Source organism: Nocardia sp. NPDC052001 (assembly GCF_040680615.1).
Lineage (GTDB): Bacteria > Actinomycetota > Actinomycetes > Mycobacteriales > Mycobacteriaceae > Nocardia.
Window position 1 is genome coordinate 746,096 of record NZ_JBFAXC010000003.1, and the last position, 25,060, is coordinate 771,155.

Annotated in this window: 23 protein-coding genes; 8 read left to right on the forward strand and 15 right to left on the reverse strand. The window is 66.4% G+C overall.

All coding sequences use genetic code 11. The features are described from left to right. Positions 1-13 precede the first annotated feature (13 nt). A complete protein-coding gene (locus tag AB0L82_RS18780) occupies positions 14-1,471 on the forward strand; it encodes a catalase (protein WP_364637428.1) in 1,458 nt (485 codons plus the stop codon). 72 nt (positions 1,472-1,543) lie between these two features. On the opposite strand, the gene AB0L82_RS18785 is transcribed toward AB0L82_RS18780, so the two are convergent. Beyond that, positions 1,544-2,110, reverse strand: coding sequence for a TetR/AcrR family transcriptional regulator (locus AB0L82_RS18785; protein WP_364637430.1), 567 nt, complete (start codon positions 2,108-2,110; stop codon positions 1,544-1,546). A 118-nt stretch (positions 2,111-2,228) separates the two neighbouring features. Here AB0L82_RS18785 and AB0L82_RS18790 point away from each other — a divergent pair, with 118 nt between their 5' ends. Further along, on the forward strand, positions 2,229-2,972 hold the full coding sequence (locus tag AB0L82_RS18790) for an SDR family oxidoreductase (protein ID WP_364637432.1): 744 nt from the start codon (positions 2,229-2,231) through the stop codon (positions 2,970-2,972). Here the strand turns inward: AB0L82_RS18790 and AB0L82_RS18795 are convergent. Further along, positions 2,969-3,727 carry a TetR/AcrR family transcriptional regulator gene (locus AB0L82_RS18795; protein ID WP_364637434.1) on the reverse strand — a complete coding sequence of 253 codons (759 nt, stop codon included), beginning with the start codon at positions 3,725-3,727 and terminating at the stop codon, positions 2,969-2,971. The genes AB0L82_RS18790 and AB0L82_RS18795 overlap by 4 nt on opposite strands. Positions 3,728-3,882: 155 nt before the next feature. On the opposite strand from AB0L82_RS18795, the gene AB0L82_RS18800 reads away from it, so the two are divergent. Continuing rightward, on the forward strand, positions 3,883-5,427 hold the full coding sequence (locus AB0L82_RS18800; protein WP_364637436.1) for an MFS transporter: 1,545 nt from the start codon (positions 3,883-3,885) through the stop codon (positions 5,425-5,427). A 69-nt stretch (positions 5,428-5,496) separates the two neighbouring features. Here the strand turns inward: AB0L82_RS18800 and AB0L82_RS18805 are convergent, their stop codons facing one another. Both AB0L82_RS18805 and AB0L82_RS18810 read right to left on the reverse strand, forming a co-directional pair. Further along, positions 5,497-6,522: a phosphotransferase family protein gene (locus AB0L82_RS18805; protein WP_364637438.1), complete on the reverse strand. Its 1,026-nt coding sequence runs from the start codon at positions 6,520-6,522 to the stop codon at positions 5,497-5,499. Then, the gene (locus AB0L82_RS18810) at positions 6,519-7,640 is read right to left on the reverse strand and encodes a hypothetical protein (RefSeq protein WP_364637440.1); all 1,122 of its coding nucleotides are present in this window, start codon (positions 7,638-7,640) and stop codon (positions 6,519-6,521) included. The genes AB0L82_RS18805 and AB0L82_RS18810 overlap by 4 nt, the downstream gene beginning before the upstream one ends. A 109-nt stretch (positions 7,641-7,749) precedes the next feature. Between AB0L82_RS18810 and AB0L82_RS18815 the strand changes: the two genes are divergently transcribed. After that, entirely contained in the window at positions 7,750-8,373 is a 624-nt protein-coding gene (locus tag AB0L82_RS18815) for a TetR/AcrR family transcriptional regulator (RefSeq protein ID WP_364637442.1), read from the forward strand. A gap of 312 nt (positions 8,374-8,685) precedes the next feature. Here AB0L82_RS18815 and AB0L82_RS18820 read toward each other — a convergent pair whose 3' ends face one another. Next, entirely contained in the window at positions 8,686-9,834 is a 1,149-nt protein-coding gene (locus AB0L82_RS18820; protein WP_364637445.1) for an MFS transporter, read from the reverse strand. Positions 9,835-9,962: 128 nt separating this feature from the next. On the opposite strand from AB0L82_RS18820, the gene AB0L82_RS18825 reads away from it, so the two are divergent. Continuing rightward, positions 9,963-11,567 carry a PKD domain-containing protein gene (locus tag AB0L82_RS18825; protein WP_364637447.1) on the forward strand — a complete coding sequence of 535 codons (1,605 nt, stop codon included), beginning with the start codon at positions 9,963-9,965 and terminating at the stop codon, positions 11,565-11,567. 8 nt (positions 11,568-11,575) lie between these two features. Here AB0L82_RS18825 and AB0L82_RS18830 read toward each other — a convergent pair whose 3' ends face one another. Continuing rightward, positions 11,576-12,574 carry a TIGR03617 family F420-dependent LLM class oxidoreductase gene (locus AB0L82_RS18830; RefSeq protein WP_364637449.1) on the reverse strand — a complete coding sequence of 333 codons (999 nt, stop codon included), beginning with the start codon at positions 12,572-12,574 and terminating at the stop codon, positions 11,576-11,578. Between the two features lie 160 nt (positions 12,575-12,734). Next, on the reverse strand, positions 12,735-14,372 hold the full coding sequence (locus tag AB0L82_RS18835; RefSeq protein ID WP_364637451.1) for a GMC family oxidoreductase N-terminal domain-containing protein: 1,638 nt from the start codon (positions 14,370-14,372) through the stop codon (positions 12,735-12,737). A gap of 296 nt (positions 14,373-14,668) precedes the next feature. Here AB0L82_RS18835 and AB0L82_RS18840 point away from each other — a divergent pair, with 296 nt between their 5' ends. Beyond that, positions 14,669-15,901, forward strand: a complete 1,233-nt coding sequence (locus AB0L82_RS18840) for a cytochrome P450 (protein ID WP_364637453.1) — start codon at positions 14,669-14,671, stop codon at positions 15,899-15,901. A gap of 37 nt (positions 15,902-15,938) precedes the next feature. Then, positions 15,939-16,427: a glutathione peroxidase gene (locus AB0L82_RS18845; protein WP_364637455.1), complete on the forward strand. Its 489-nt coding sequence runs from the start codon at positions 15,939-15,941 to the stop codon at positions 16,425-16,427. On the opposite strand, the gene AB0L82_RS18850 is transcribed toward AB0L82_RS18845, so the two are convergent. After that, positions 16,424-17,776: a cytochrome P450 gene (locus AB0L82_RS18850; RefSeq protein ID WP_364637457.1), complete on the reverse strand. Its 1,353-nt coding sequence runs from the start codon at positions 17,774-17,776 to the stop codon at positions 16,424-16,426. The genes AB0L82_RS18845 and AB0L82_RS18850 overlap by 4 nt on opposite strands. A 117-nt stretch (positions 17,777-17,893) precedes the next feature. Continuing rightward, a complete protein-coding gene (locus AB0L82_RS18855; protein WP_364637986.1) occupies positions 17,894-18,451 on the reverse strand; it encodes a helix-turn-helix domain-containing protein in 558 nt (185 codons plus the stop codon). 124 nt (positions 18,452-18,575) lie between these two features. Between AB0L82_RS18855 and AB0L82_RS18860 the strand changes: the two genes are divergently transcribed. Then, on the forward strand, positions 18,576-19,229 hold the full coding sequence (locus AB0L82_RS18860; protein WP_364637459.1) for a class I SAM-dependent methyltransferase: 654 nt from the start codon (positions 18,576-18,578) through the stop codon (positions 19,227-19,229). Positions 19,230-19,232: 3 nt separating this feature from the next. Here AB0L82_RS18860 and AB0L82_RS18865 read toward each other — a convergent pair whose 3' ends face one another. The 6 genes from AB0L82_RS18865 to AB0L82_RS18890 all read right to left on the reverse strand — a co-directional run bounded on the left by AB0L82_RS18865 (position 19,233) and on the right by AB0L82_RS18890 (position 25,060). Then, entirely contained in the window at positions 19,233-20,306 is a 1,074-nt protein-coding gene (locus AB0L82_RS18865; RefSeq protein WP_364637461.1) for a prenyltransferase, read from the reverse strand. Then, positions 20,293-21,024, reverse strand: a complete 732-nt coding sequence (locus tag AB0L82_RS18870; protein WP_364637463.1) for a class I SAM-dependent methyltransferase — start codon at positions 21,022-21,024, stop codon at positions 20,293-20,295. Before AB0L82_RS18870 ends, AB0L82_RS18865 begins: the two co-directional genes overlap by 14 nt. Then, a complete protein-coding gene (locus AB0L82_RS18875) occupies positions 21,018-22,253 on the reverse strand; it encodes a glycosyltransferase family 4 protein (RefSeq protein ID WP_364637465.1) in 1,236 nt (411 codons plus the stop codon). Before AB0L82_RS18875 ends, AB0L82_RS18870 begins: the two co-directional genes overlap by 7 nt. Positions 22,254-22,329: 76 nt before the next feature. After that, entirely contained in the window at positions 22,330-23,184 is an 855-nt protein-coding gene (locus AB0L82_RS18880) for an LLM class F420-dependent oxidoreductase (protein ID WP_364637467.1), read from the reverse strand. 15 nt (positions 23,185-23,199) lie between these two features. Next, positions 23,200-24,672 (reverse strand): FAD-dependent oxidoreductase, encoded by a 1,473-nt coding sequence (locus AB0L82_RS18885; RefSeq protein ID WP_364637469.1) that lies wholly within the window; start codon positions 24,670-24,672, stop codon positions 23,200-23,202. A 28-nt stretch (positions 24,673-24,700) separates the two neighbouring features. Next, complete coding sequence (locus tag AB0L82_RS18890) at positions 24,701-25,060, reverse strand: carboxymuconolactone decarboxylase family protein (RefSeq protein WP_364637471.1); 360 nt, start codon at positions 25,058-25,060, stop codon at positions 24,701-24,703.

Sequence of the window (25,060 nt, forward strand, 5' to 3'; positions counted from 1 at the left end):
GAGGAGGCTTCGAATGACCAAGCCGACGACCACCAATACCGGTACCCCGGTGGTGAGCGACGACGAATCGCTCACCGCCGGCACGCAAGGCCCGATCCTGCTGCACGACCACTATCTGATCGAGAAGCTGGCTCAGTTCAACCGCGAGCGGGTGCCCGAGCGCATCGTGCACGCCAAGGGCGCGGGCGCGTTCGGCGAACTGGTGGTGACCGGCGACGTCAGCCGCTTCACCAAGGCGAAGCTGTTCCAGCCCGGTGCGCGCACCGAATCGCTGGTGCGGTTCTCCACCGTCGCGGGTGAGCAGGGCTCCCCGGACACCTGGCGCGATCCGCGCGGTTTCGCGGTGAAGTTCTACACCCCCGACGGCAATTACGACCTGGTCGGCAATAACACCCCGGTCTTCTTCATCAAGGATCCGATCAAGTTCCCGGACTTCATCCGCTCGCAGAAACGCCTGCCCGGCAACGGACTTCGCGATCACAATATGCAGTGGGACTTCTGGACCCTGCGCCCGGAGACCGCACACCAGGTGACCTGGCTGATGGGCGATCGCGGTGTGCCCAAGTCGTACCGCCATATGAACGGCTACGGTTCACACACCTACCAGTGGATCAATGCCGCCGGTGAGCGCTTCTGGGTGAAGTACCACTTCAAGACCGATCAGGGCGTGGAGTCGCTGACCCAGGCCGAGGCGGACACCCGCGCGGGCACCGATCCGGACTTCCACCGCCAGGATCTGTGGGAGGCCATCGAGCGCGGCGAATTCCCCAGCTGGACACTGCATGTGCAGGTGATGCCGGTCGCGGACGCCGAGGGCTACCGCTTCAACCCCTTCGATCTGACCAAGGTGTGGTCGCATAAGGACTACCCGCTGATCGAGATCGGCAAGTGGACGCTGAACCGCAACCCGGGCAACTACTTCGTCGATATCGAGCAGGCCGCCTTCGAACCCTCGAATGTCGTTCCGGGCATCGGCTTCTCGCCGGACAAGATGCTGCTGGGCCGCGTCTTCGCCTACGCCGACGCGCACCGCTACCGCATCGGCACCAACTACGCGCAGCTGCCGCCGAACCAGCCCAAGGCGGAGGTGAACTCCTACTCCAAGGAGGGCGCCATGCGCTACAGCTACAACGACGCGAAAACCCCGGTGTACGCACCGAATTCGTACGGCGGCCCGCACGCCGATCCGGACCGGGCCCCCGACGGCGGCCTCTGGGATTTCGAACCGACCATGGTGCACGCGGGCTACATCGAGCATGCCGAGGACGGCGATTTCACCCAGCCGGGCACGCTGGTGCGCGAGGTGCTCGATGACGGTGAGCGAGATCGCCTGGTGTCCAACGTGGTTGGGCATGTGCTGGGTGGAGTGCGGGAGCCGGTGCTGAGCCGCGTCTTCGAGTACTGGAAGAACGTGGACACCGAGCTCGGCAAGCGCATCGAAGAGGGTGTGCGAGCGGGGCTGAACAGCTAGCGCTATGCAGGAGACCGGGCCCGCACCACGAAAGGTGCGGGCCCGGTGTCGTTTTCGGCGCAAGGGGTCCGTTCAGCGCAGGAGTGAATCGGTGAGCTCCTCGGCCGTTTCGCGGTCCAAGGGGGCGTGGCCGATGATGAAGCGATACCAGAACAGCCCGTAGAACTGGTCCAGCAGCAGATCCAGGTCCGCGTCCGCGCGCAGTTCCCCCCGTTCGCGTCCGCGCGCGAGCACCTCCCGCGCGACCTCGCGCCGTTCCATGGCGAAGGTGCGCAGCGACTCCGCGAGATGCTCGTCCCACGCCGCCTCACGCACCAGCGTCCGCAGCGCCGGTCCGGTCGGAACCCGTTGTGCCCCGGCGAAAGTGGACTCGATCAGCTGCAGTAGGTCCTCGCGCAGCGAGCCGGTGTCCGGGCGCGCCACATCCTGTTCGGACCGGTCGGTGAGCGCGTCCAGCAGTAGCGCCCCCTTGGATGGCCACCAGCGGTAGACGGTCTGCTTCCCGACGCCCGCCGCCTTGGCGATGGCGTCGATATTCACCTTGGCCCCTTCGGATTCCGCGAGCAGTCGCAGTGCGGCATCCAGAATCGCCTGGTGCGCGGCCTCATTGCGGCGTCGTCCGGTATGCGGTCGTTCCATATGTGCCTCCTGTGACCCAACTCACCGCTTTGTCAAGACTAAAAGTCTCGGTAACTGCGTTGTCGAGACTGTGGGTCTCGTAAGAGTAGACGGGGCCACGGTCAGAAAGGCATTCGACATGACCACAGCGGATTCGGCCACCACCGTCCAGCGGGTAGTCGTCATGGGCGGCAGCTCCGGTATCGGCGAGGCCACCGCCACCACCTTCGCCGCGCAGGGGGCCGAGGTCATCATCACCGGCCGCACCCGAGACAAGATCGACGCGGCCGTCACTCGCATCGGCGGCAAGACCACCGGCTATCGTATGGACGCGACCAGCCCGGCCGATATCGACGCCTTCTTCGCGCAGTTCGGTCCGATCGATCACCTGGTCATCGCGGTCAGCGGCGCCGCGGGCAGCGGACCCTTCGCCGAACTGAACCTCGACGATCTCGAAGCGGGCTTCGCGCAGAAGTTCTGGCCGCAGGTGCGCATCCTGAAAGCCGCACTGCCGCACCTGAATCCGACCGCCTCGGTCACCCTCATCACCGCCGCGTCGGCTCGCGCCGCCTTCGCCGGAACCGCGGGCCTGGCGGCCGTCAACGGTGCGCTGCAATCGATGGTCCCGCCGCTGGCCGTCGAACTGGCGCCCATCCGTGTCAACGCGGTCTCCCCGGGCGTCATCGACACCCCGTGGTGGGATCGCGTCCCGGAGGAGCGCCGCCGCGATCTCTTCGACGGCCTGGCCGCCACCACTCCCGTTGGCCGCGTGGGCAATCCGGCGGAACTGGGCCGCGCGGTACACGCCCTGGCCACCAACGGCTTCATCACCGGTGTGGTCCTGGATGTCACCGGTGGGGCCAATCTCCCGACCGGCCGCTAACAGTCCTTGCGCAGCTCCGGGTCGAGTCCGTCGAGTATGCGGCCGACCTGGATATCGAAAGCGCTACTTCGGATCTGATGCATATCCACATCGGGTGCGAGGGTCTGTTCGTCGAACTTCAGGTAGCGGCGGTGCAGGGTCGGGTACGGCCGCGCCGCCACTTCCGCGGCGGGCATGAGTTTGCGGAACCATTCGACCTCGGTGAGCCCGCTGCGCCGGAAGGTGACCTGGGCGGCGGCCTCGCTCAATGCCATGCCGATGACGAAGGAGAAGATCACCGTCACCGCGGTATCGGCGTCATCGGGGGTGAAGCCCGCATCCTCCAGCAGGCTGAGCACGGATTCATTGAGCCGCAACATATTCGGCGCGAGGTAGAGCAGGCCCATTTCGCCGAGCACCGTGGACAGCCAGGGGTGGCGCAGCATCATCTCGCGCAGATCCCGGGTGAAGCTCACCATCGCGGGCCGCCAGCCATCCGGCCCGGCGACCGGCGGGGTGAGTTCACCGAAGACGGCATCGGTGACGAGCTCCATCAGCTCGTCCTTATTCGCCACATGGGTGTAGAGCGAGGTGGCCCCCGCGCCCAGCCGGGCCCCGAGCTTGCGCATGCTGAGCGCTTCGCTGCCCTCTGAGTCGAGTAGGGCCAGGGCCTCGGACACGATCTGCTCCCGGCTGAGTGCGGGCTGATCGCGGCGTCGGCCGCGCGCGGGCTGGCGGGTCCACACCGACTGAATCTGCTGTTCGTCCTCGCTCATGGCCACTTCTCCTTCGTCTGGCGGTCAGCATATCCGCTGCTAGAACGCTGTTCGAATCCCGGTACGGTGTTCGGTATTGCGAACAGTGTACGGAGACCGTACAGTGTTCGACAGCGCCGCACAGTGTGCGGTGAAAGTTCTCGAGGGGATATGAGATGACTGCGAAAGACTTGGCCGCGGCGGTGACTTCGCATGCGGCACAGCGCAACCCGAAGCGCTGGCTGATCCTGATCGTGCTCTGCCTGAGCTCGCTGGTGCTGGTGATCGACAATATGGTGCTCAATGTCGCGATTCCGCAGCTGTCCCGGGATCTGGGCGCGACCACCCAGGACATCCAGTGGGTGCTGGACTCCTACATCCTGGTGTTCGCGGGCCTGCTGCTCACCTCGGGCAGCCTGTCCGACCGGTTCGGGCGCAGGCTGGTGATGGTGATCGGCCTGGCCCTGTTCGGGGCGGCCTCACTGCTGGCCGCGTACGCCACCTCGCCGGAGACACTGATCGCGGGCCGCGTGGTCATGGGTATCGGCGGTGCGCTCATCATGCCGAGCACGCTGTCCATTCTGATCACCGTATTCGACGAGGAAGAGCGTCCCAAGGCGATCGCCGCGTGGAGCGCGGTGGCCATGGTCGGCATGGTCGGCGGCCCGGTGATGGGCGGCGTACTGCTGAACCACTTCTGGTGGGGTTCGGTATTCCTGTTGAACGTGCCGATCGCGATCGTCGCGATCATCGCGGCGCTGGCGCTCATGCCGGAATCCAAGGGGCCGTGGACGAAACCGGATTTCCCGGGCATGGTGCTGTCGATCGTCGGCACTACGGCGCTGGTGTGGACCATTATCGAATTCCCGGCCAAGGGTTTCGCCGGGGTGTGGCCGTCGCTGATCGTGGCCGTGATCGGTTTCTCCGCCTTCATCATTCGCGAGCTGAAGGCCGAGCACCCGATGGTGCCCATGCAGCTGTTCCGCAATCGGGTCTTCACCGGTTCCAGCTTCTCGCTGGTGCTGGTGGTGTTCGCCAATGCCGGACTGCTGCTCGTGCTCACCCAATACCTGCAGTTCGTGCTCGGCTACTCGCCGATCAAGACCGCGGTGGCCTTCACGCCGATGGCGTTGGCGGCGTTGGTATGTCAGGCCATCGGCGCGGGACTGATCGGCAAGCTGGGCGTCCGCACCGTCACCATCGGCGGCCTGCTCGTGCTGGCGGCGGGCACCGGGGTGCTGACCACGCTGACCGTCGATTCCGGATTCTGGATGCCCGCGGTCGCCATGGCCCTGGTCGGCGGTGGTGCGGGTCTGGCCATGCCCGCCGCCATCGGCGCGCTGATGGGTGCGGTGCCGCCGGAGCAGGCCGGTGTCGGCTCGGCGCTGAACGACACCATTCAGCAGACCGGTGGCGCGCTGGGTGTGGCTGTGCTGGGCGCGATTCTGGCGAAGTCCTACACCAACGGCATGCCGGAATCGGCTCCGGAATTGGTGCGCGAGAACCTGGCCCCGGCTATCGGCAGCGGTGACGCCGCGATCATCGCGGCGGCGCGCGAAGCCTTCACCAACGCGATGTCGACCACCTTCACCGCCGGTGCGGTCAGCGTCCTGGCCGCCTGCGTGCTCGCGTTCTTCCTGATGCGGGGTGCGAAAGCGGCGAATGCGGAAGGGGTTTCGCCCACCGAGCCGGTGGATGACGAGCTGGTCGACGCCCGCTAGCCGTCGAAACAAGAACTCCGCCCCCGGTGCCAGTCCCGGGGGCGGAGTTCTTTTGTGAAGCAGCCGCCGTCAGGACAGCAACTGCTCGATTCGGGTGGTGCAGAAGCCGGTGATATCCATCTCCGGTGGCAGCTGCACCCGATTCGCCATGCGCAGCAGCGGAACCGACAGCAGCACGGCCGCCAGGATCTCGTTGAACACCAGGTTGCGCACCCGCATCCCGCTGCGCTGCTCGTAGTAGGCGATGGTCTCGTCCCGGATCGGGGTGCCGGGCAAAGGTTCGTGGCCTTCGAAAGTCGAACTGGCCCAGTCCAGGAACAGCAACCAGGCCAGATCCAGCTCATGATCGCCGAGATGCGCTATCTCCCAGTCGAGGACGCCGCTGACCCGGAAATCGCTGTCGTACAGGATATTCGACATGCGGGCATCGCCCCAGTTCAAGACGATGTGCTCGGGGTCGTAGCGGTTGTCCCGCAGCTCGGCGATGGCGCGCCGGTAGATCTCCGGCTGCGTCCCGCCGGTCGCCCAGCTCAATGCCGCGTCCAGATAGTTGACCAGCTGCTCCACCGGCGTCGTCCCGTAGGCGGGCAGCGCCAGGAACTCCAATCGCAGTGCCCGCCAATCCAATCGATGGATATCGGCGATGGTGTCGACGCAGCCCCACCACATGCGGGCGCGCTGTTCCGGTGTGGCCTCGAAGTAATTGCCGGATACGTGATACGACGGGTAGTCGCTGGGCGCGGCACCCGCCAGCCGGTTCATGACGAAGTACGGGCTGCCCAGGTCGGCTTCACCTCGGTCCAGCCAGATCGGGGTCGCCACCGGGATATCGGTCCCGGCCAGTCGCTGCATGACCAGCACCTGCCGCAGCAGATCGTAGTCCGGGAACAGCGACATCTCCGGCGGCCGCCGGAAAACCAGTGGCAGCGAACCGCTTTCGCTGTCGACGTCGAAAAGGTATGTCTCGGTGGCGAAACCGCGATCGGTGCGGCGGAAGTCGCGAATCCGTGCCGTCCCGGGCACCGGGAAATTCCGGTGCAGCAGCGGTTCCAGGCCGGCCGCCAGCTTATCGGCGGGCAGTCGAATGGTGCTCACGCTCGGTACCCTTCGTACCCGTACCGCTCATTGCGGCCCATGAAGACCATTTCGACCAGGCCGTAACCGACCTTGCCGTCGGTCTCGACGCGGCAGAAGGTTTCGCTCAGCATGCTGACCTGCTTCAGCTCCGCGGTATCGGCGAGGTCGACCACGAATCCGTCACTCCAGTCCGCGCCCTTCCAGACCCCGGAGGCGTAGCCGCGATAGTTGTCGTAGCCCGCCAGGCCCGGCCAGAAATCCGAGACCGGGGTGATGGTGAATTCGCGAGTCTTGCCCGCCGCGTCGACGACGGTGAACCGGCCGCCGCTGACGATCCGGAATTCCTCCCGGAACGTAAGGTCGTGTCGCACATCGCGAATCGGCTCGGGTCCGGCGGCGGAGCCGAGTCGCGGCAGTACCGTCCCCTCGAAATGCCAGCGGTGTCCCTCGGGGGTCTCGCGCTGCGCGAAATGCACCAGCTCGTCCTCGAATTGGAAGATGCCCATGTAGTACAGGACGCCCTCGGGAATCTCGGTGGGTTGCAGGATTCCGCCGCCCTCGTCGATGGCTCCGCCGCCACCGCCGTGCCGGGTGCCCCAGGAGTGATCGCGCCCGAACCACCAGTCGGCCGGATCGATGTCGATGCGCTTGCCCTCGATTTCCAGCCAGCCGCTGACGGTCCCGTTCTGGTAGTACCGCCGGGCGTCCTCGCGCACCCGGCCACGAGACCGGAAGAATGCGGGTTCCTGCTCGTAAGCCGGGAATTGGGCGTCGAATTCGAGCTGCAACCGGATGCCGTGCGCATTGTCGTCGAGCCTCGCGCGCACCCTGCGCAGCGGTTCGACGATCTCGTAGGTGAACGGCCCGACCCGCCAGGACCCGAGCCCGTCGTGCCGGTCGTCGATCTGCCGGGACATGCGCACGGTATGGGCTTTATCGCCGATGGTGATCATGGCGTAGGCGTCGATGAGATTGCGGTTGGGGTAGCGGGCCATACCGGTCATGACGCTCACCCCGCCGACGGTGTCGAAGCCGTACATGACCACGCGTTCGGTCCAGCGCAGATCGCTCTGCTGGACGTGGTCGAAGGTGGTGGGCAGTTGGTGGCAGAGCAGTTCGTCCTGGGGCGTCAACATCGACGGGAACCTCTCGGTGGCAATTAGAATACGGGGCACAGCGTATTTGAAAGCGGGCCGGGCGGTACCCTCAATCGCAGAATTTCCTCGACCAGTTGGGAGCACTCCGGTGAGCGCACCTTCGCAGGCCCGCTCCGGGCCGGGTCGCCCGCGCGATCCGCAATTGGATGCGCAATTGCTGGCGGCGACACAGGAATTGCTGGTCAGCGAGGGCTACCAGGCCACCACTATCGCCGCGGTGGCACGCCGGGCGGGCGTGGTCACCACCTCGATCTACCGACGCTGGCCGAGTAAGCGGGCCCTGGTGGAGGATGCGATCTTCGCGCTCGACGAGATCCACCACCCCGCGCCGAGCGGTGATCTGCGCGCGGATCTACTGGCGTGGACCCGGCTGTTCCTGTCCGTCTCGGCGCATCCGGCGGCCCGCTCGGCCATTCCCGGACTGCTCTCGGAGTACCACGACGATCACGACAGCTATCGCCGCCTGCTGGACCGGGGGGAGTTGCCCACGCGAGAGGCGCTGGGCGAGTTGCTCGCCGGTGCGGTGCGGGCCGGTCAGGCCGATCCCGGATGCGATGCGGACGCGGTGTTCGAACTGCTGCGCGGCGCGACCCTGTTCCGGGCGCTCACGCACGGCACCGACGACGCCGACGTCTTCTGTGCGCAGATCGCCGATGCCCTGGTGGCGGTGGCGGCGGCCCCAGCGGGTCAGCGTATGAGGCCGAACCAATAGATCACACAGGCCAACACGAAGACGATCACTGTTTCCATCGTCGGATCCAATCTCCTTGGCGCACTTATCTCCACGATACCGGGTATCAAGATCACCCGGCGGTGGGATTCGAAACGCGGAACCCGCCGATCCTGACACCCCTCGTGGACAGGTTCGGCGGGTTCCCGCGCCCGGCCTGCCGCCCCCTTCGCGGCAGGACATCTGTGGTGGCTGTACCGGTGTCCCGGTGTTGCACACAACAATGCGGGGCCGTGCTTGGCACGGCCTTAAGAAGATCTTGCATTCACGAAAAATGCTGGGGCGGAACAGAATTCAGATTTCTCGACCCACCTTCAGGGTGTACGCGAAGGCGGCCGCGGCGGTCAGCGCCAGCAGGAGATAGCCGAGCGTGTAGTCGTGCCGGGAGCTGTAGACCAGGCCCATGACCAAGGGCGGGAAATAGCCGCCGAGCCCGCCCGCCGCGCCGACCACGCCGGTCACGGTGCCGACCCGGGCCGGATCCACCAGCTTGGCGATCAGCGCGAAGACGCCGCCGGTGCCCAGGCCGAGGAAGAAGGCCATCAGCACCAGGCTGGTGCCGGCCGGAAACTCCTGCGGCGGTTCGAAACTCAGCACCACCGCCATGATCGCGGTGCCCGCGAACGAGATGGCCAGTACCTTGACCGGCCCCAGCTTGTCCGAGAGCGTGCCGCCCAGCGGCCGCGCCAGCACACCCGCGATGGAGAATCCGGCGGTGCGCAGGCCCGCATCGGACTGCGCGAACTCGTACACATTGCGCAGCACCGTCGGCAGATAGGTGGAGAAGGCCACGAAACCGCCGAACGCCACCGCGTACAGCAGTGAGCCCTGCCAGGTCGCCTTGAGCTGCAACGCTTCTCGAATGCGCGGCAGCGCGGGCTCGGTGGCCGGGCTCCAGTTCGGCGAGTTGCGGCTGAACATCAGCATGATCACGCCCATGATCGCCAGCGCCACGGCCATGATGACGTGGGTGGTGGCGCGGCCGAGATGATCGACCAGCCGCGGGGTCAGCAGCGCCGAGAGCGCCGTACCGCCCATGCCCGCACCGAACACGCCGGTGGCGAAGCCGCGCCGGGCCGGTTCGAACCAGGCGTTCACGAACGGAACGCCGACCGCGAACGAGGTGCCCGCGATGCCCAGGAAGAAACCCCAGAAGATGAGCGCCCCATAGGAATTCGACCAGCCCACGAAGAGCGTGGGAATGATCGATATGAAGCAGATGACGGCGAACATGAGCCGTCCGCCGAACTTGTCGGCGAGCACGCCGGCCGGAATCCGGCCGAGCGAGCCGACCAGCACCGGTGTGGCCACCAGCATCGAGGTCTGACCGGGGGACAGGCCCAAATCGTCTGTGTAACTACCGGATAGCGGTCCAATCAGGTTCCAGGCCCAGAAGGTGAGGCCGAAAGCCAGTGTCGCGAGCGTGAGGTTTCTCGCATTCATACCGTTTGTCTAGCAGAAACGCCGGTCAAAAGGACTAAATTAGGCCAATTCGGCGCGCCTGATCGACCCCGGCCGGGTCCCCCGCACTATGGCTGCTGTCAAGTTGCGGAATGCCTCAGGAGGCGCATGTGAAGTTGTGGCGATCCCGCTGGTTACGGGCGGCTGTGCTGCCCGTGCTGGTGGGTGCGACAGCGGCGGCCGGGCCGGTGGCCCGGGCCGACGTCATCCCCGAATTACCGCTCATCATCGATGTCAGTACGCCCGCGGACGGGCAGTGCGCCGGTCCGCTGCACGGCACCACCGCCGTGTACTTCCCGACCGGGGTGCCCGCGCACGCCGATGTGGAATGGCGAATTCTCGGCGGCGGACAACCGATCCGCACCGGCATCATCCCGATGAACAGCGATGTGATGACGATCGGCTTCGATATCGGCCAGGACGAACTACCCGCGGACGGCCGACTACGGGTGGACGCCCGGGCCAGAGTCCCCGGCGGCGCGGCGAGCGGTTACGGCAAGCCCTGGAATCTGCGGGTGGGCCGGGAATGCCGCCCGCTGCACGTGGTCTCGGCCGGTGACGCGGTCACCTGGGGGCAGGGCCTGGATCTGGACCGCACCTTCGCGGGGCTCACCGCCCAGACGCTCGGCGAGCAGACCGGGCGGGCCACCCGGCTGCACGACTATTCGGTCTCCGGTGCGGCGCTGGACGCCCCCGGCCTGCACACCGGGGCGGGCGATGCGCAATGCCCCGTGGATCCGAAGACCGCCGACGAATCCGGCGCGAATGAACTACCCGATGTGTTCTGCCAATTGGAGCAGGCGGGGGCCGAGGCCCGCGCGCACGGTTATCCGGTGGACCTGGTGCTGCTGGACGGTTGTATCAACGATCTGGATCCGGTCTTCGGCATTCCGGTCGGCGTCACCCCCGGCACCAAGGATCTGACCGCCGCGATACGGCGGGAATGCGGCGGCATCGGAGCCGAGTCGGCGAACCCCGCCGCGCACGTGCCGTATTTCAGCGGCGCGAAACTCGGCTACGGCGGTCGCGGTATGCGTGCCGCCATCGAGAAGGCGCACGCGCTACCGGGTAATCCGAAGGTACTGGTATCCAACTACTTTCACGGTGCGGACGCGCCGGGTGTGCCGGAGGTGTTGCGGGCCCGCTGGTCCGAGTTCGTGCGCGTCTCGGCGGAGGCGTTCCGGCAGGCGGCGGCCCAGGCCAATGCCGCCGCGGGTGAGGCGTTCGCGGTCGCGGCCGACGGCCTCGCCAGTCAGGACGGTGATCGCAAACTGTGGATGAATCCGCTCGGCGACGAGGAGATCTCACTGCGCCTGCTGGCCTGCCCGCAACTCACCGAGGTACCGCCGCAGTGCCGCGCGACCGCCATCGCGCACGCGGACCCCGAGGGTGCGCGGGAGTACGCGAGGGCCTTCCTGCTGAACCCCGCCATGCGCGAATGGTTCGGCGGCGGTGGGCCTTCGGGTGACGGGTTCACCATCTCCCGGACGGCGGGTCCGGCCGGGACGATGGTGGACTTCGACGCCGAACCGGCGGGCGGGGCGATCCGCCAGTACGACTGGTACTTCGGCGACGGCGCGCACACCGTCACCACGGGTACGGCGGTCTCACACGCCTACACCGATCCGGGGCCGCATCTGCCGCGCCTGCTGGTGACGGATATGACCGGGCGGCAGAGCGTGTACGAGCTCGGTGAGCCGATCGTGATCGAGTAGCCGAGCGGCTATTTCAGTGCGGCGGCCAGTTCGGCGATAGCGGTATCGGAGATCGGATATCCGGGGAAATAGCAGCACACCCGGGAGATTCGGTCTCCGAACCGATTCCGGATCTCGTCCGCGCATTGTGCGGGCGTCCCGCTCACGGTCAGCGCGTCGACCATCGGATCGTCGATCAGCCCGGCCATCTCGCGCCAGCGGCCCTGTTTGGACAGCAGGTTGAGTTCGGGTTGCAGATCGGCCCAGCCCTGTACCTCGAGCACCGGGCGATAGGACGGCGTCGAACCGTAGAAGGCCAGCAGATTTCGCACCGCCTGTCGTGCGGTCGCGATCTCCTCCGCCGAATCACCCATGGCGACAATGGCTTCGGCGATGATCTCGAAGGGCCGGTCCGAGCCCGCCAAGCCCTTGTCGATCGCCGGTAGCGTGCGCTCGCGGAAGTGCCGCTCGGTGTTGAAGGGCATGACCAGCACCCCGTCCGCCACCCGTGCCGCCATCTCGGTCATGCGCGGGCCGAGCGCGCCGACCAGCACCGGTGGCACGCCATGGGGATTGGGGCCGGGATCGAAATTCGGCGGCATCAGGGTGTGCTGCCAGAATTCGCCGCGATAGTCCAGGCGATCCCCGGTTTGCCAGGCACGCAGGATCTCTCGCACCGCCGCGACGGTGTCGCCCATGCGGTCCACCGGGCGGGACCAGGTGCTGCCGTAGCGGCGCTCGATATGCGGCCGGATCTGCGAACCCAGGCCGAGGCGGAATCGGCCGCCGGACAACAGTTGCAGGTCATAGGCGGCGTGCGCGAGGTGAATCGGGCTGCGCGGGAACGCGATCGCCACATTGGTCATGAGCCCCAGCCCGCTGTCCGCGGCCAGGGTGAGCGGCAGGAAGACATCGTGCGCGCCCTCGAAGGTGAAGACGCCGTCCACCCCCGCCGCGCGCAATTGCCGTGCGCGCGCGGCGGATTCGGCGACGGGGGCGTTCAGCCAGATATCGAGCGGCAGTGACATCGCATTCCCATCGGTTCGGTCGCACGAAAGAACTCCGCCCCGAGCGCTGAGGTCGTCAGGCTCGGGGCGGAGCGGTCACCGCGCGTTGTGGCCGGTGACCGGCGGTTCCGGAACCGTAAGGGAAGTAACAGTTTTCCGGCACCGCTGTCCTGCTCGGTGCTTACGCGCCGATGAACTCCGCGGCCTTCTCGCCGATGAGGTAGCTCGGTGCGTTGGTGTTGCCGCCGGTGATGCTCGGCATGATCGAGGCGTCCGCCACGCGCAGGCCCTCGATACCGTTCACCTTCAGCGTCGGATCGACCACCGCGCGCTCGTCCACACCCATGCGGCAGGTGCCGACCGGGTGGTAGATGGAGTGCACGCGGTTGGGCAGTTCGGCGCGCAGCGCGGTCTCGTCCTGCAGCGCGGGGCCGGGGGCGAGTTCCTCGGTCCAGTCACCGGCAATGCTCTTGTGCGCCATGATCTCCCGGATCATCCGAATGCCCTCGACGAGGAATTCGGTATCCCGCGGATCGCTCAGGTAGCCCGGATCGATGAGCGGGGAGGCGAACGGATCGTTCGAGGCCAGCTTCAGTTCGCCGCGGCTCTTGGGGTAGATGAGGCTCGGGAAGATGGTGAAGCCGGGACGGCGATCCACCAGGTGCAGCTTGTCCTCATCCTGGTTGGGGATGGGGTAGCTCCACGGCAGGGTGTGGATCTGCATATCCGGGTAGTCGCCCTCGGCGTACTTGGTCTTGACGAAGCCGCACGCCTCGAAGACCGTGCGCCCCATCCAGGAGCTGCCCGGGCGGGCCAGTTCCTGCATGATGCCGCTGGCGAAGTGGGTCGGAATACCGCGGTGGATGGCCTTTTTGGAGATGAAGGTCATCGGCACGAACAGGTGATCGTGCAGGTTCTGCCCGACCGGCAGATCGGCGAGCACGTCGATGCCGAGTTCACGCAGGTGCGCGGCCGGGCCGACGCCGGACAGCATGAGCAGCTGCGGGGAGCCGATGACGCCACCGGAGACGATGACCTCCTTGGCCGCCCTGATGATTCGGCGGGTGCCGTTCTTCTCGGCCAGTTCCACGCCGGTGGCGCGGCCCTTCTCGATGACTACCCGGGTCACGTGCACGTGGGTGAGCACGGTCAGGTTGGAGTTCGGCCGGTCGGTGATGAAACCGCGCGAAGAGCTGTAGCGCAGACCGTTTTTCACGCTCTGCTGGAAGATCGAGATGCCTTCCTGCGATTCGCCGTTGTAGTCCTCGATGATCGGCGCGCCGAGGGTGTCGGAGGCGGCGACCATGAACTGCTGGGCGATCGGGGTCAGGTCCTGCTGCCGGGTGACCTCGATGGGGCCGCCCGCGCCGCGCAGCTCGCTCGCGCCGTCCTGCCAGTTCTCCAGGCTCTTGTAGGCGGGGAGCACCTCGTCGTAGCTCCAGCCCGTATTGCCCTCGGCGGCCCAGGAATCGAAGTTGGCCCGGTTGCCGCGCACGTAGAGCATGCCGTTGACGGAGCTGGAACCGCCGAGCACCTTGCCGCGCGTCATGGGGATCCGGCGATCGTTGGCGTGCTTCTGCGGGATGGAGAACTGCTTCCACGTCACGCGCTTCTTCAGCTGCGGGACGGTGTGCACCATGCTGATCGCGCCGGGCATGGTGACCATGCGGGTGTTGTCCTTGCGGCCGGCCTCCAACAGGATCACGCTGGCGCCGCGCTCGGCGAGCCGGCCGGCCACGATGGCGCCGGCGCTGCCCGATCCGACGACTACGTAATCGGCCTCGGTTGCGTTGTCCCCGGAGCGCGGAGAAGCGGTCATTCTTCGTTACCTCATCCTTGAGTGTGCCTGCGGTCACTGTAGAACAAGTTCTAGTCTGCGCACAGGGCGGACTTGATGTCCAGCCATGCGGGCGACCTCAGGGGCCGAAAATATGATCATCCGGCAATCGGTAGAACTTGTTCTAGAGATGCTGTGTATTAGCTGGCCTCGCAGGTTGTCGCCGGGGCGGGTTCGGCCCGTCGAAACCATGGTAGGAGCGGCCGGGGCGTGGTTCAATTCACATGAAACGCGTTCCATTTTTGCGATCATGGCGGCAATATGTGCGAGGAGGAACAATGACTGTTCCGTCGCTACCGGCAGGTTTCGATTTCACCGATCCGGCGCTGTGGGCTGATCACAGCCCCGCTCAGGAGTTCGCCGCACTACGGCGCACCGCACCCGTCTGGTGGAATGCCCAGACGCCCGAACAAGCGGCCCCGTTCACCGACGCGGGATTCTGGGCCATCACCCGCTATGAGGATGTCAAGGAGATATCCCGGAGACCGGACGTCTGGTCCTCGCATGAAAAAGGTTCCATCATCCGGATGCCTGCGGATTCGCTACCGGAACAGTTGGAACTGTCACGAAATGCGTTGCTGATCAATATGGATCCGCCGAAGCACACCAAGATTCGGCGCATCGTCTCGCAGGGCTTCACCCCGCGCGCGGTCGAGGGATTGCGCAAGGCTCTCACCGAGCGCGCCGCGGCGATTGTCGCGGAGGCGAAGGAGACCGGCGGCGGCGATTTCGTGGAGCAGGTGGCCTCCGAACTTCCATTGCAGGCCATCGCCGAACTGCTCGGGGTGCCGCAGGATGATCGGCACAAGCTGTTCCACTGGTCCAATCAGCTGTTGAACTTCGATGATCCGGAGTTCGCCGGGGCCAATATGCAGGCCAATGCCGAACTGCTCGGATACGCCTACAACCTGGCCGAACAGCGCCGCGCCTGCCCGATGGACGATATCGTCACGCAGTTGGTGACCGCCGATATCGACGGTGAGGCACTGGGTTCGGACGAATTCGGCTTCTTCGTCATCCTGCTGTCGGTGGCGGGCAATGAAACCACCCGCAATGCCATTACGCACGGTATGAAGGCGTTCGTCGACAATCCGGAACAGTGGGAGCTGTACCGGGAAAAGCGGCCGCGCACCGCACCCGATGAAATCGTGCGCTGGGCGACGCCGGTCACCTCATTCCAGCGCACCGCGCTGAGCGATACCGAACTCGGCGGACAGGCCATCCGTGCGGGCGATCGGGTCGGATTGTTCTACAGCTCCGCCAATTTCGACGAGGACGTGTTCGACGATCCGTTCTCGTTCAATGTGCTGCGCGATCCCAATCCGCATGTCGGATTCGGCGGGACCGGTGCGCACTTCTGTGTGGGCGCGAATCTGGCGCGGCTGGAAATCGATCTGATGTTCAATGCGATCGCCGATGTCATGCCGAATATCACCGAGCTCGAACCGCCGCAACGGTTGCGCGCAGGGTGGATCAATGGGATCAAACACTGGCCGGTCAACTACGGGTGAGCGGCTGTTCGCGGCGAACCCGTTCTACTATGCGAATGTGACCTCACTTCGCGAAATTCCCGTACAGACCCTGGACGACAAGCCCACCACCCTCGCCGAGCTGGCCGGCGACAAGGTGGTGCTCTTGGTCAACGTGGCCTCCAAATGCGGTCTGACCCCGCAGTACAACGGCCTGGTGGAACTGCAGAACGCCTTCGGCCACCGCGGTTTCACCGTGATCGGCGCGCCGAGCAACCAGTTCATGGGCCAGGAGCCCGGCACCGCCGAGGAGATCGCCGAATTCTGCTCCACCACCTACGGTGTGGACTTCCCGCTGCTGGAGAAGCTGGAGGTGAACGGCGAGGGCGCGCACCCCATCTACCGCGAGCTCACCCAGACCGCCGATGCCGACGGCACCGCCGGTGACGTGCAGTGGAACTTCGAGAAGTTCCTGATCGGCCGCGACGGCTCGGTGCTGGCGCGCATCCGCCCCCGCACCGAGCCCACCGACCCCTCGGTCATCGCGGCGATCGAGAGCGCGGTCTAACGCGTGCGCCTGCGATAACGCACCGCACACGGCTGTTCCAACTGCACGACCATTTTCGAATGGTCGTTGCGGTAGCTGTCCGACGGCTGGGAGAGTTCGAACTCCCAGTCGCGCAGCAGAATCGAGAAGATCGCCTTCAACTGCATGAGCGCGAAGGCCGCGCCGACGCAGCGATGCCGGCCCGCGCCGAACGGGATCCAGGTCCAGCGATTGACCAGGTCTTCCTGATTGGGATCGATATAACGGGCCGGATCGAAGATATTCGGATTCGGGAAATCCTCCGGAATCCGGTTGGAGACAGCGGGTGTCGCCGCCACCAGATCGCCCGGCGCGATGCGATGCCCGCACACCTCGAACTCGTCCTGCGCCACCCGCATCAGAATGATGAGCGGCGGATGCATGCGCAGCACCTCCTTGAGCACCGCTTCCAAGCGCGGAATCTGGCGCAGCGCATGGAAACTCACGTCCGCGCCGTCGGCGTACAGCTCATCCAGTTCGGTCACCACGCTGCCGAGCACCTCGGGATTGCGCAGCAGTTCGATGATCGTCCAGGCGGCGGTGCCGGAGGTGGTGTGATGGCCCGCGAACATCATCGAGATGAAGATGCCGGTGATCTCGCTGGCCGAGAACCGGGGTTTGCCCTGCTCGTCCAGCACCGACACCAGGACGTCGAGCATGTCCCGATCCTCTTTGCCCCGAGGCGGATTCGCTAGTCTGCCCGCCATGATGTGCCGCACCAGCTTCACCAGTTGATGCCGGGCCTCATCGCGGCGGCGGAAGCTCTCGATATCCGCGTTCGGGTCCACGTAGCAGTAGGCGTCGGTGCCGCGCTCCAGCTCGTGATAGAGGTGTGCGAAGCGGTCGTCGAGCTCCTCGCGGAACTTGGTGCCGATGAGGCAGGCCGAGGAGGTGTAGATGGTCAGCTCGGCGAAGAATTCGAGCAGATCGATCTCGCCCTCGTCACCCCAGGACGCCAGCATGCGATCCACCTCGCGGGCGATGGTGGTGGCGTGCCCGCGCATCTGATCACCGCGTAATGCGGTGTTGTGCAACATTTCCTTGCGGCGTTCGGGCGGTGCGTCGAACACCACGCCCTCGCCGAAGATGGGCTTCATGAACGGATAGGCCGCGGCCTGATCCAGATCCTCATCACCCGCCCGGAAGAAGAACTCGTTGGCCTGCGCACCGGACAGCAGGATCACATCCCGGGTGGCGAGCCGGAATGAGCCGATATCACCGCATTCGGCGCGCACGCGCGCCATCAGGGCGATGGGATCGGTCCGGAACTCTTCGAGATGGCCGTGCTCGTGCTCGCCGCCCGAGACCTGCTGGGGCTTGACCAGGGTCATCGGAATACCTCCCGCGCTGGAGTAGACACCTGTCTGGACGGTACTACGGGTATGCGGGCGCGGCAAGAGATTTCACTGGGGGATAAACGATTTCGAGCGGAAAGCGACCGCGGCGGGTCAGCCGCGCAATGCGTGCAGTGCGGCCTTCTCCAGCCGGTCCGCGATTTCGGCATAGGAGGCGTAACCCATGCCCGCGCGCACCAGTGCGCCCGCGTACAGCAATTCCAGGGTTTCCACCATTTCGAGATCGCCGTCCGCGCCGAGCGCGTCGATCAGCCGCTGCCGAATCTCGCTGCCGATGCGCAAACGCAGATGCGCCACATCCGGATCGGTGCCGAGCAGCGCACTGGTCACCGCGCCCGCCAGCGCGGGCTCATCGGCGACCAGCATGGCGATCTGCCGCAGCACCGCCACCGCCCGCTCGGTGCTGTCCGCATCGGCGAGATCGGGTGCCGGCGTGGCGGCCAGGCGTCGCCAGAACATCTCCGCGACCAGGTGTTCCTTGGAGGAGAAGTAGGTGTAGGCGGTGGCCGTGCCGACCCCGGCGGCCGATGCCACCATGCGCACCGTGAGCCCCGCGAACCCCTCGCGCGAGAGCACCTCCATCGCCGCCCGGGTGAGGCGGTCGACGGTCTCGGCCTGCTTCTCGGTGAGGCGGCGGCGAGTGGCCTCCATGTTTACGACCGGGCGGTCGGAAAGAGAATCAGACACGTGTCCGGATGCTACTATGGCGCTGCTCTCCGGGCAACTCGCCGATACGCAATCCGTATCAATGCGCGCGCCCCAGAAAGGTTTTCGGATGACTCAGGCCGACATTTCCGCCGATACCGCCGCATTGTTCGCACTCGCCGAACAGGCCGTCGGATTCATGCCGCCGGAAGAAGGCCGCGCGCTGTACGAAGCCGCCCGCACCTACGCGGGCGACGGCGCGATTCTCGAAATAGGCACCTACTGCGGTAAATCCGCGATCTATCTGGGTGCGGCCGCGCGCGAGACCGGTGCCACCGTCTTCACCGTCGACCATCACGGCGGCTCCGAAGAGCATCAGCCCGGCTGGGAATACCACGACCCCACGCTGATCGATCCGGAGACCGGTGTTTTCGACACCTCGACGACGTTCCGCCGCACCATGATTCGTGCCGGTCTCACCGAAACCGTCATCGGCATAATCGGTTCCTCCGCCACCGCCGCGCGCTTCTGGCGCACACCGCTGCGCCTGCTCTTCATCGACGGCGGCCACACCGAGGAAGCCGCCCAGCGCGATTACGACAATTGGACGCACTGGGTGGCGGGCGGCGGCCTGCTCGCCATCCACGATGTCTTCCCGGACCCGGCGGACGGCGGGCAGGCCCCCTACAACATCTATCGCCGGGCCCTGGACTCCGGAAAGTTCCGTGAACTCTCCGTCACCGGATCCCTGCGCATCCTCCAGCGCAACGCCGCCTGCAACTAGCCCTCAGTGCGTCGGGCTGGTGGCGCAGGCGCAGTGGCTCGCGGTGATGCGGGTGGGGCGCGGCAGATCCCGGAAGATGTTGTTGGCGGGCGTGGTTCGGGTCAGCGCGTCGGCGGCCAGCAGGGTCGCGGCGGCGGTCCAGGTGGTGCGTTCCTCGGGCCAGCGTTTGCCGTCGGTGAAGACCAGGCCGGTCCAGTAGGAACCGTCCGCCTCGCGCAGATGCTGCATATTGATGAAGAGCTGGCGAGCACGCCGGTTGTCGCCCAGGGCATCCAGGGCCAGCACCAGTTCACAGGTTTCCGCGCCGGTGACCCAGGGCTGGTCGGAGACGCAGCGGATGCCGAGGGTCGGGACCACGAAATCCTCCCAGCGCGAGGTGATTCGGTCGTACGCGGCGCGACCCCGGATCGCGCCGCCGAGGATGGGGTAGTACCAGTCCATCGAGTAGCGGCTCTTGTCGAGGAACGCCTCGGGGTGATCACGCAGCGCATGGCCCAGGCGTAAGGCCGCCACCTCCCAGGAGGGCTGTGGATCGTCGAGCTGATCGGCCAGGGACAGCGCACAGCGGAGGCTGTGGAAAATGCTGGAGCAGCCGGTGAGCAGCGCTGCGCCGGAGGAGCCGCCGGGGCCGAGGGACCAGTGGATCTCACCGAAGTCGCCCTGTTGCAGGGATAGGACGAAATCCACGGCCGCGCGGACCGTCGGCCACATCTCCCGGACGAATTCGAAATCGTCCGTGCTGGTGAGGAAGTGCAGGACGCCGGTGGCGATGTACGCGCAGAAGTTGGTGTCGGCGTCCGCGTTCTCGATGACGCCCGCCCGGAACTGCATGGGCCAGGAGCCGTCCGCGCGCTGGGTTTTCGCGGACCAGCGGTAGGCGTCGCGGGCCTGATCCCACAGGCCCGCCACCGTCAGCGCCATGGCGTTCTCGATATGGTCCCACGGGTCGGTATGGCCGCCGGTGAACCAGGGCAGCGCGCCGTCGGATTCCTGTGCGGCCGCGATGGTTTCGGCGGTGCGCAGGCAGTCCCGGGCGGATAGGACGCCGGGGACCGCGGGTAGCTCAGCGGTGGGCACGGCGGACCGCCGGCTTCGCGAAGTACAGTGCCACGCTCTTGCCGATGAGCGGATCGAGCAGTCGTTCGGCGGTGCGGGTCAGCTGGGGCGCGGACATCATGTCCCACACCAGCATTCGGTGGTAGGCGCTCACCGCGGGATGCTTGTCATTGTTGACGCCCACCGCGCATTTGAGCCACCAGTATGGCGAGTGCAGCGCATGTGCGTGCGCCCTGTGGATGAATCGCAAACCCCGTGCGGTGACCTTGTCGCGCAGCTCGTCCGCGCGGTAGATGCGCACATGCCCGCCCTCATTGGCGTGGTATTCGTCCGACAGCGCCCAGCAGATGCGTTCGGGCAGCCAGCGCGGCACCGTAACGGCCAGCGCCCCACCGGGTTTGAGGACGCGCGCCAGTTCCGCGATGGCGGCCCCGTCCTGCGGGATGTGCTCGAGGATCTCCGAGGCGATCACCACGTCGAATTCGCCGTCGCCGTAGGGCAGGTCCAGGGCGTCCCCGCGCACCGTCTCGGCCTTGGCGTATTCGGGCGCTTCACCGGCTTCGGCCATGGCACCGAACATGGTGTCCACATCGGCGAGATCGCTGCCGTTCTGATCGAACGCCACGATATCGGCCCCGCGCCGATACGCCTCGAAGGAATGCCGTCCGGCCCCGCACCCCACATCGATGACGCGGGTGCCCGGGCCGATGCCCAGGCGGTCGAAGTCGACGGTCAGCATGAAATGGCCTCCTGATGGCGTGCGATGGCGTTTTCGTAGACGGAAACCGTTTGCGCGGCAACGGCTTCCCAGCTGAAGACGGACAGGGCGCGGTTCCGGCCCGCCAGGCTCAGGCGTTGCCGGTGCGCGGGGGAGTCGAGCAGAGCGCCCAGGGTGCGGGTCAACTCGTCCACATTGCCGGGCTCGACCAGCTCCGCGCAGTCGCCGACCACTTCGGGCAGCGCACCGGCGCGGCTGGCCACCAGGGGCGTGCCGCTGGCCATGGCTTCCACGGCGGGCAGTGAGAAACCCTCGTACATCGATGGGATACAGGCGATTTCGGCGGAGGCCAGCAGTAGGGCCAGCTCATCGTCACCGAGTCCGCTGACGACGGTGACGATATCGGCGAGGCCGAGTTCGGCGATCAATTTCTCGGTGGGGCCGTCCGGTTCCAGTTTGGCGACCAGCCGGAGTTCGAGGGTGTGCGTGACGCGCAGCCGCGCAATGGCGTTCAGCAGATGCGCGATGCCCTTGAGCGGCTTGTCGGCGCTGGCCACGGCGACGATCCGGCCGGGTGCGCGCGGCTCGTCGTGTGGCCGGAAGAGTTCGGTGTCCACACCCAGCGGCACCGTTCGCACCTGCTCCGGGCGCACCCCGAAGTCGCTGACGATATCGGTCGCCGACGAGGACGAGACCGTGATCAGTTCCGGTATCCGCCGGGCGACCCGCTGCTGCATGCCGAGGAAGCCGTACCACCTGTGCACGAACGGTTTTCGATGCCACGGCGCGGCCGCGAGGTCGACCGCCCGATCCCGGGTGATCGGATGGTGGATGGTCGCCACCAGCGGCAGGTGCCGGGCGATGTCCAGCAGTCCGTAGCCCAGGCACTGATTGTCGTGCACGACATCGAAGTCGGCTGTCCTGGAACGCAAGACGCGGGCCGCGCGGATGCTGAAGGTGCGCGGCTCCGGGAAGCCCGCCGTCCACATGGTGGCGACCTCCAGCAGGTCCGTCCGATCCCGGATCTCCGACGGTCGCGGTGTGCGAAAGGGATCGGAGTCCCGGTAGAGGTCCAGGCTCGGCACCTCGGTGAGCCGCACGCGCGGGTCGAGGAGCTCCGGATACGGCTGTCCCGAGAACACCTCGACCTCGTGCCCGAGTTCGGCCAGGCCGCGGCTGAGGTATCGGACGTACACCCCTTGTCCCCCGCAGTGGGTTTTGCTGCGATAGGACAGCAGGGCGATACGCACGGGCACACCTTTCCTTGGGCGCAGCGAAATCTACTGGGGGCGTATGTCTTTCAGGTAACGATCGGTCACCGGGCGGTCATGCGTTACGAATCGGCTCCAGCTTGCCCGCCAGTCGCTCCAGATAGGTCAGCACATCGGCCTCCGGCTTGTCCGGAAGTCCGTACAGCACATCGGTGACCCCGGCCTCGGCCCAGCGCGCGAGCTTGTCGGCGTCGGGCTTGAAGTCCAGTGCCACCACGCGCGGAGCGCCCTCGCGCCCGGCTTCCTTCCAGATCTTCATGAGCAGTGCGGTGGACGCCGAGACATCGGTTTCGGCGGGCGTGGTGATCCAGCCGTCGCCGGTCCGCGCGATCCACTTGAAGGTCTTCTCGGTGCCGCCCGCGCCGATCAGCAGCGGAATATGCGGCTGCACCGGCTTGGGCCAGGCCCAGCTCGGCCCGAAGGAGACGAAATCGCCGGAGTAGCTGGCTTCTTCCTGCGTCCACAGGGCGCGCATGGCCTCGATGTACTCGCGCAGCACGGTGCGCCGCTTATTGCCGGGCACGCCGTGATCGGTGAGTTCATCGGTGTTCCAGCCGAATCCGGCACCGAGGGTGAGGCGGCCGCCGGACAGATGGTCCAGGGTGGCCAGGGTCTTGGCGAGCGTGATCGGATCGCTCTCGGTGGGAAGCGCCACCGCAGTGGACAATTCGATGCGCGAGGTCACCGCGGCGGCCGTCGCCAGCGAGACCCACGGATCCAAGGTCCGGGTGTACCGGTCATCGGGCAGTTCGGATGTTCCGGTGAGCGGATGCGCCGCATCGCGTTTGACCGGAATATGGGTGTGCTCCGGGACGAAGAACGAGTCGAACCCGTTGTCCTCGGCGCCCTTGGCGGCAGCGGCGGGCGTGATCCCGCGATCGCTGGTGAAGAGAACAATACCGAATCGCATGTGCGCCTACCTTTCTCAGTTGCCCTTGGCCGCGGCTACACCCGCGCGCCGTCCATAGAAACTGCCGTCACCCAGTGAACAGCCGCTGGCGTATCCGCCCGCGCAGATGCCCGAGGAGACCCGGCCCGCCGCGAAGAGTCCCGCGATGGGTTCGCCGGATACGTGCAGCACCCGCGAATCCAGATCGGTGCGCAGTCCGCCGAGCGTGAAGCCGCCGGTGTACCCGCGCAGGTCGTACGCGCCGAGCGGGGCGCTGATCGGCTTCACCCACTCGGTCTTCTTGTGCAGGAACGGATCCTCGCCGTTCTCGGCATGCCGGTTGTACAGATCGATGGTGGTTCGCAGGGTGCCCGCGGGCAAACCCATCTCGCCTTCCAGCTCCTCGATGGTCTCGGCCACCCAGGTGGGCGCGATGCGCAGGAAGCTCATCGACGATTCGGTCTCGAACGCCGCCTCCAGCGCCGCCTCGTCGATGATCAGGTACGCCTTGTTGTCCTGATCCTGCAGTACGGCCTGACCCATGCGGCCGGGATAGGTGTCCTCGGTGATGAAGCGCTGACCGTGCCCGTTCACCAGGATGCCGCGCGCGATCACCTGCGGGTCCGCGATGAGCGCGACCTCGGTGGCGTCCATATGCGCCAGATCCGCGCCGAGCGCCTGCGCCACCCGGATGCCGATGCCGTCGTGCTCCTCGACGGTCGCGGCCGGACGGCCCAGGATCTTGGGCGCGTACTGCTCCACCATCTGGTGGTTGTAGGCGAAGCTGCCGGTCGCCAGCACCACACCGCGTTCGGCGCGCACGAACAGTTCCTTGCCATACCGCTTGGCGGCGACGCCGACCACGCGGCCGGCGTCGTCGACGACCAGGCGTTGCAGCCGGACATCGAATTCCTGTCGCACGCCCAGCTTTTCGGCCTGCTGGGCGAGCGGCTCCATCAGCATGTAGCCGCCGCCCTTCTCGCCCAGCTTCTTATCCCGGGTCCAGGCGAGATGCCCGCGCGGTGCGGGGGTGGCGATGGCGTTGAACGGTGCGGAGTTCTCGCCGCCGGAGAACATCAGGCCCTCATCGGCGGGCGGTTCGTAGGCGGGTTCGCCCCAGAACACCTCGTTGAACGGCACGCCGTTGGCGACCAGCCAGTCGAAGTGCTCGACACTGCCCTGGCAGTAATCGTGAATCTTGGCCTTGTCCACACCCGGTCCGAGCGCGGCGGTCAGGAACTTCTCCATCTCCTCCGGGGTGTCCTCGAACCCGAGCTTGCGCTGCAGCGCCGTACCGCCGCCGAGATAGATGAACCCGCCGGACAGGGCGGCCGCGCCGCCCCACCCGCCGGTGCGTTCCAGTACCAGCACATCGGCCCCGGCCCGGGCCGCCTCGATGGAAGCGCACACCCCGGCAATGCCGAAGCCGACGACGACCACTTCGGCTTCGAGATCCCAGGAGCTCACCTCACTGGCCCGGAGTGGTCGCACGGTTGCGGTATCGGCCATGGTCTTGGAATTCCTAACTGGTGGAGGGCTATTGCTTCTTATGCGCCTTGGCGGCCTTGCCGACGACGCCGTCGAGGGTGGTGCCCGCGGGCCAGCCCACGTAGTGGCACAGGAACAGCGCGATCTCGTGCAACTGCTCCTCGTCCAGTTCGTCATTGCGCAGTGCCGCGCCGACCTGGATCTCCGCGATATCGAACAGGCCCTGCGCGGTGACCGCGCCCAGCAGCAGCAGTCGCCGATCGCGAATGGACAGTCCCGGACGCGACCAGATATCGGCGAACAGATGATCGGCGGTGACGCCGAAGTGCACGCCCGGACCGTCCTGGAACTCCCAGCCGTACACCTCGCTCATCTTCTTCAGACCGCGTTCTCTGCGTTCATCGGTCAT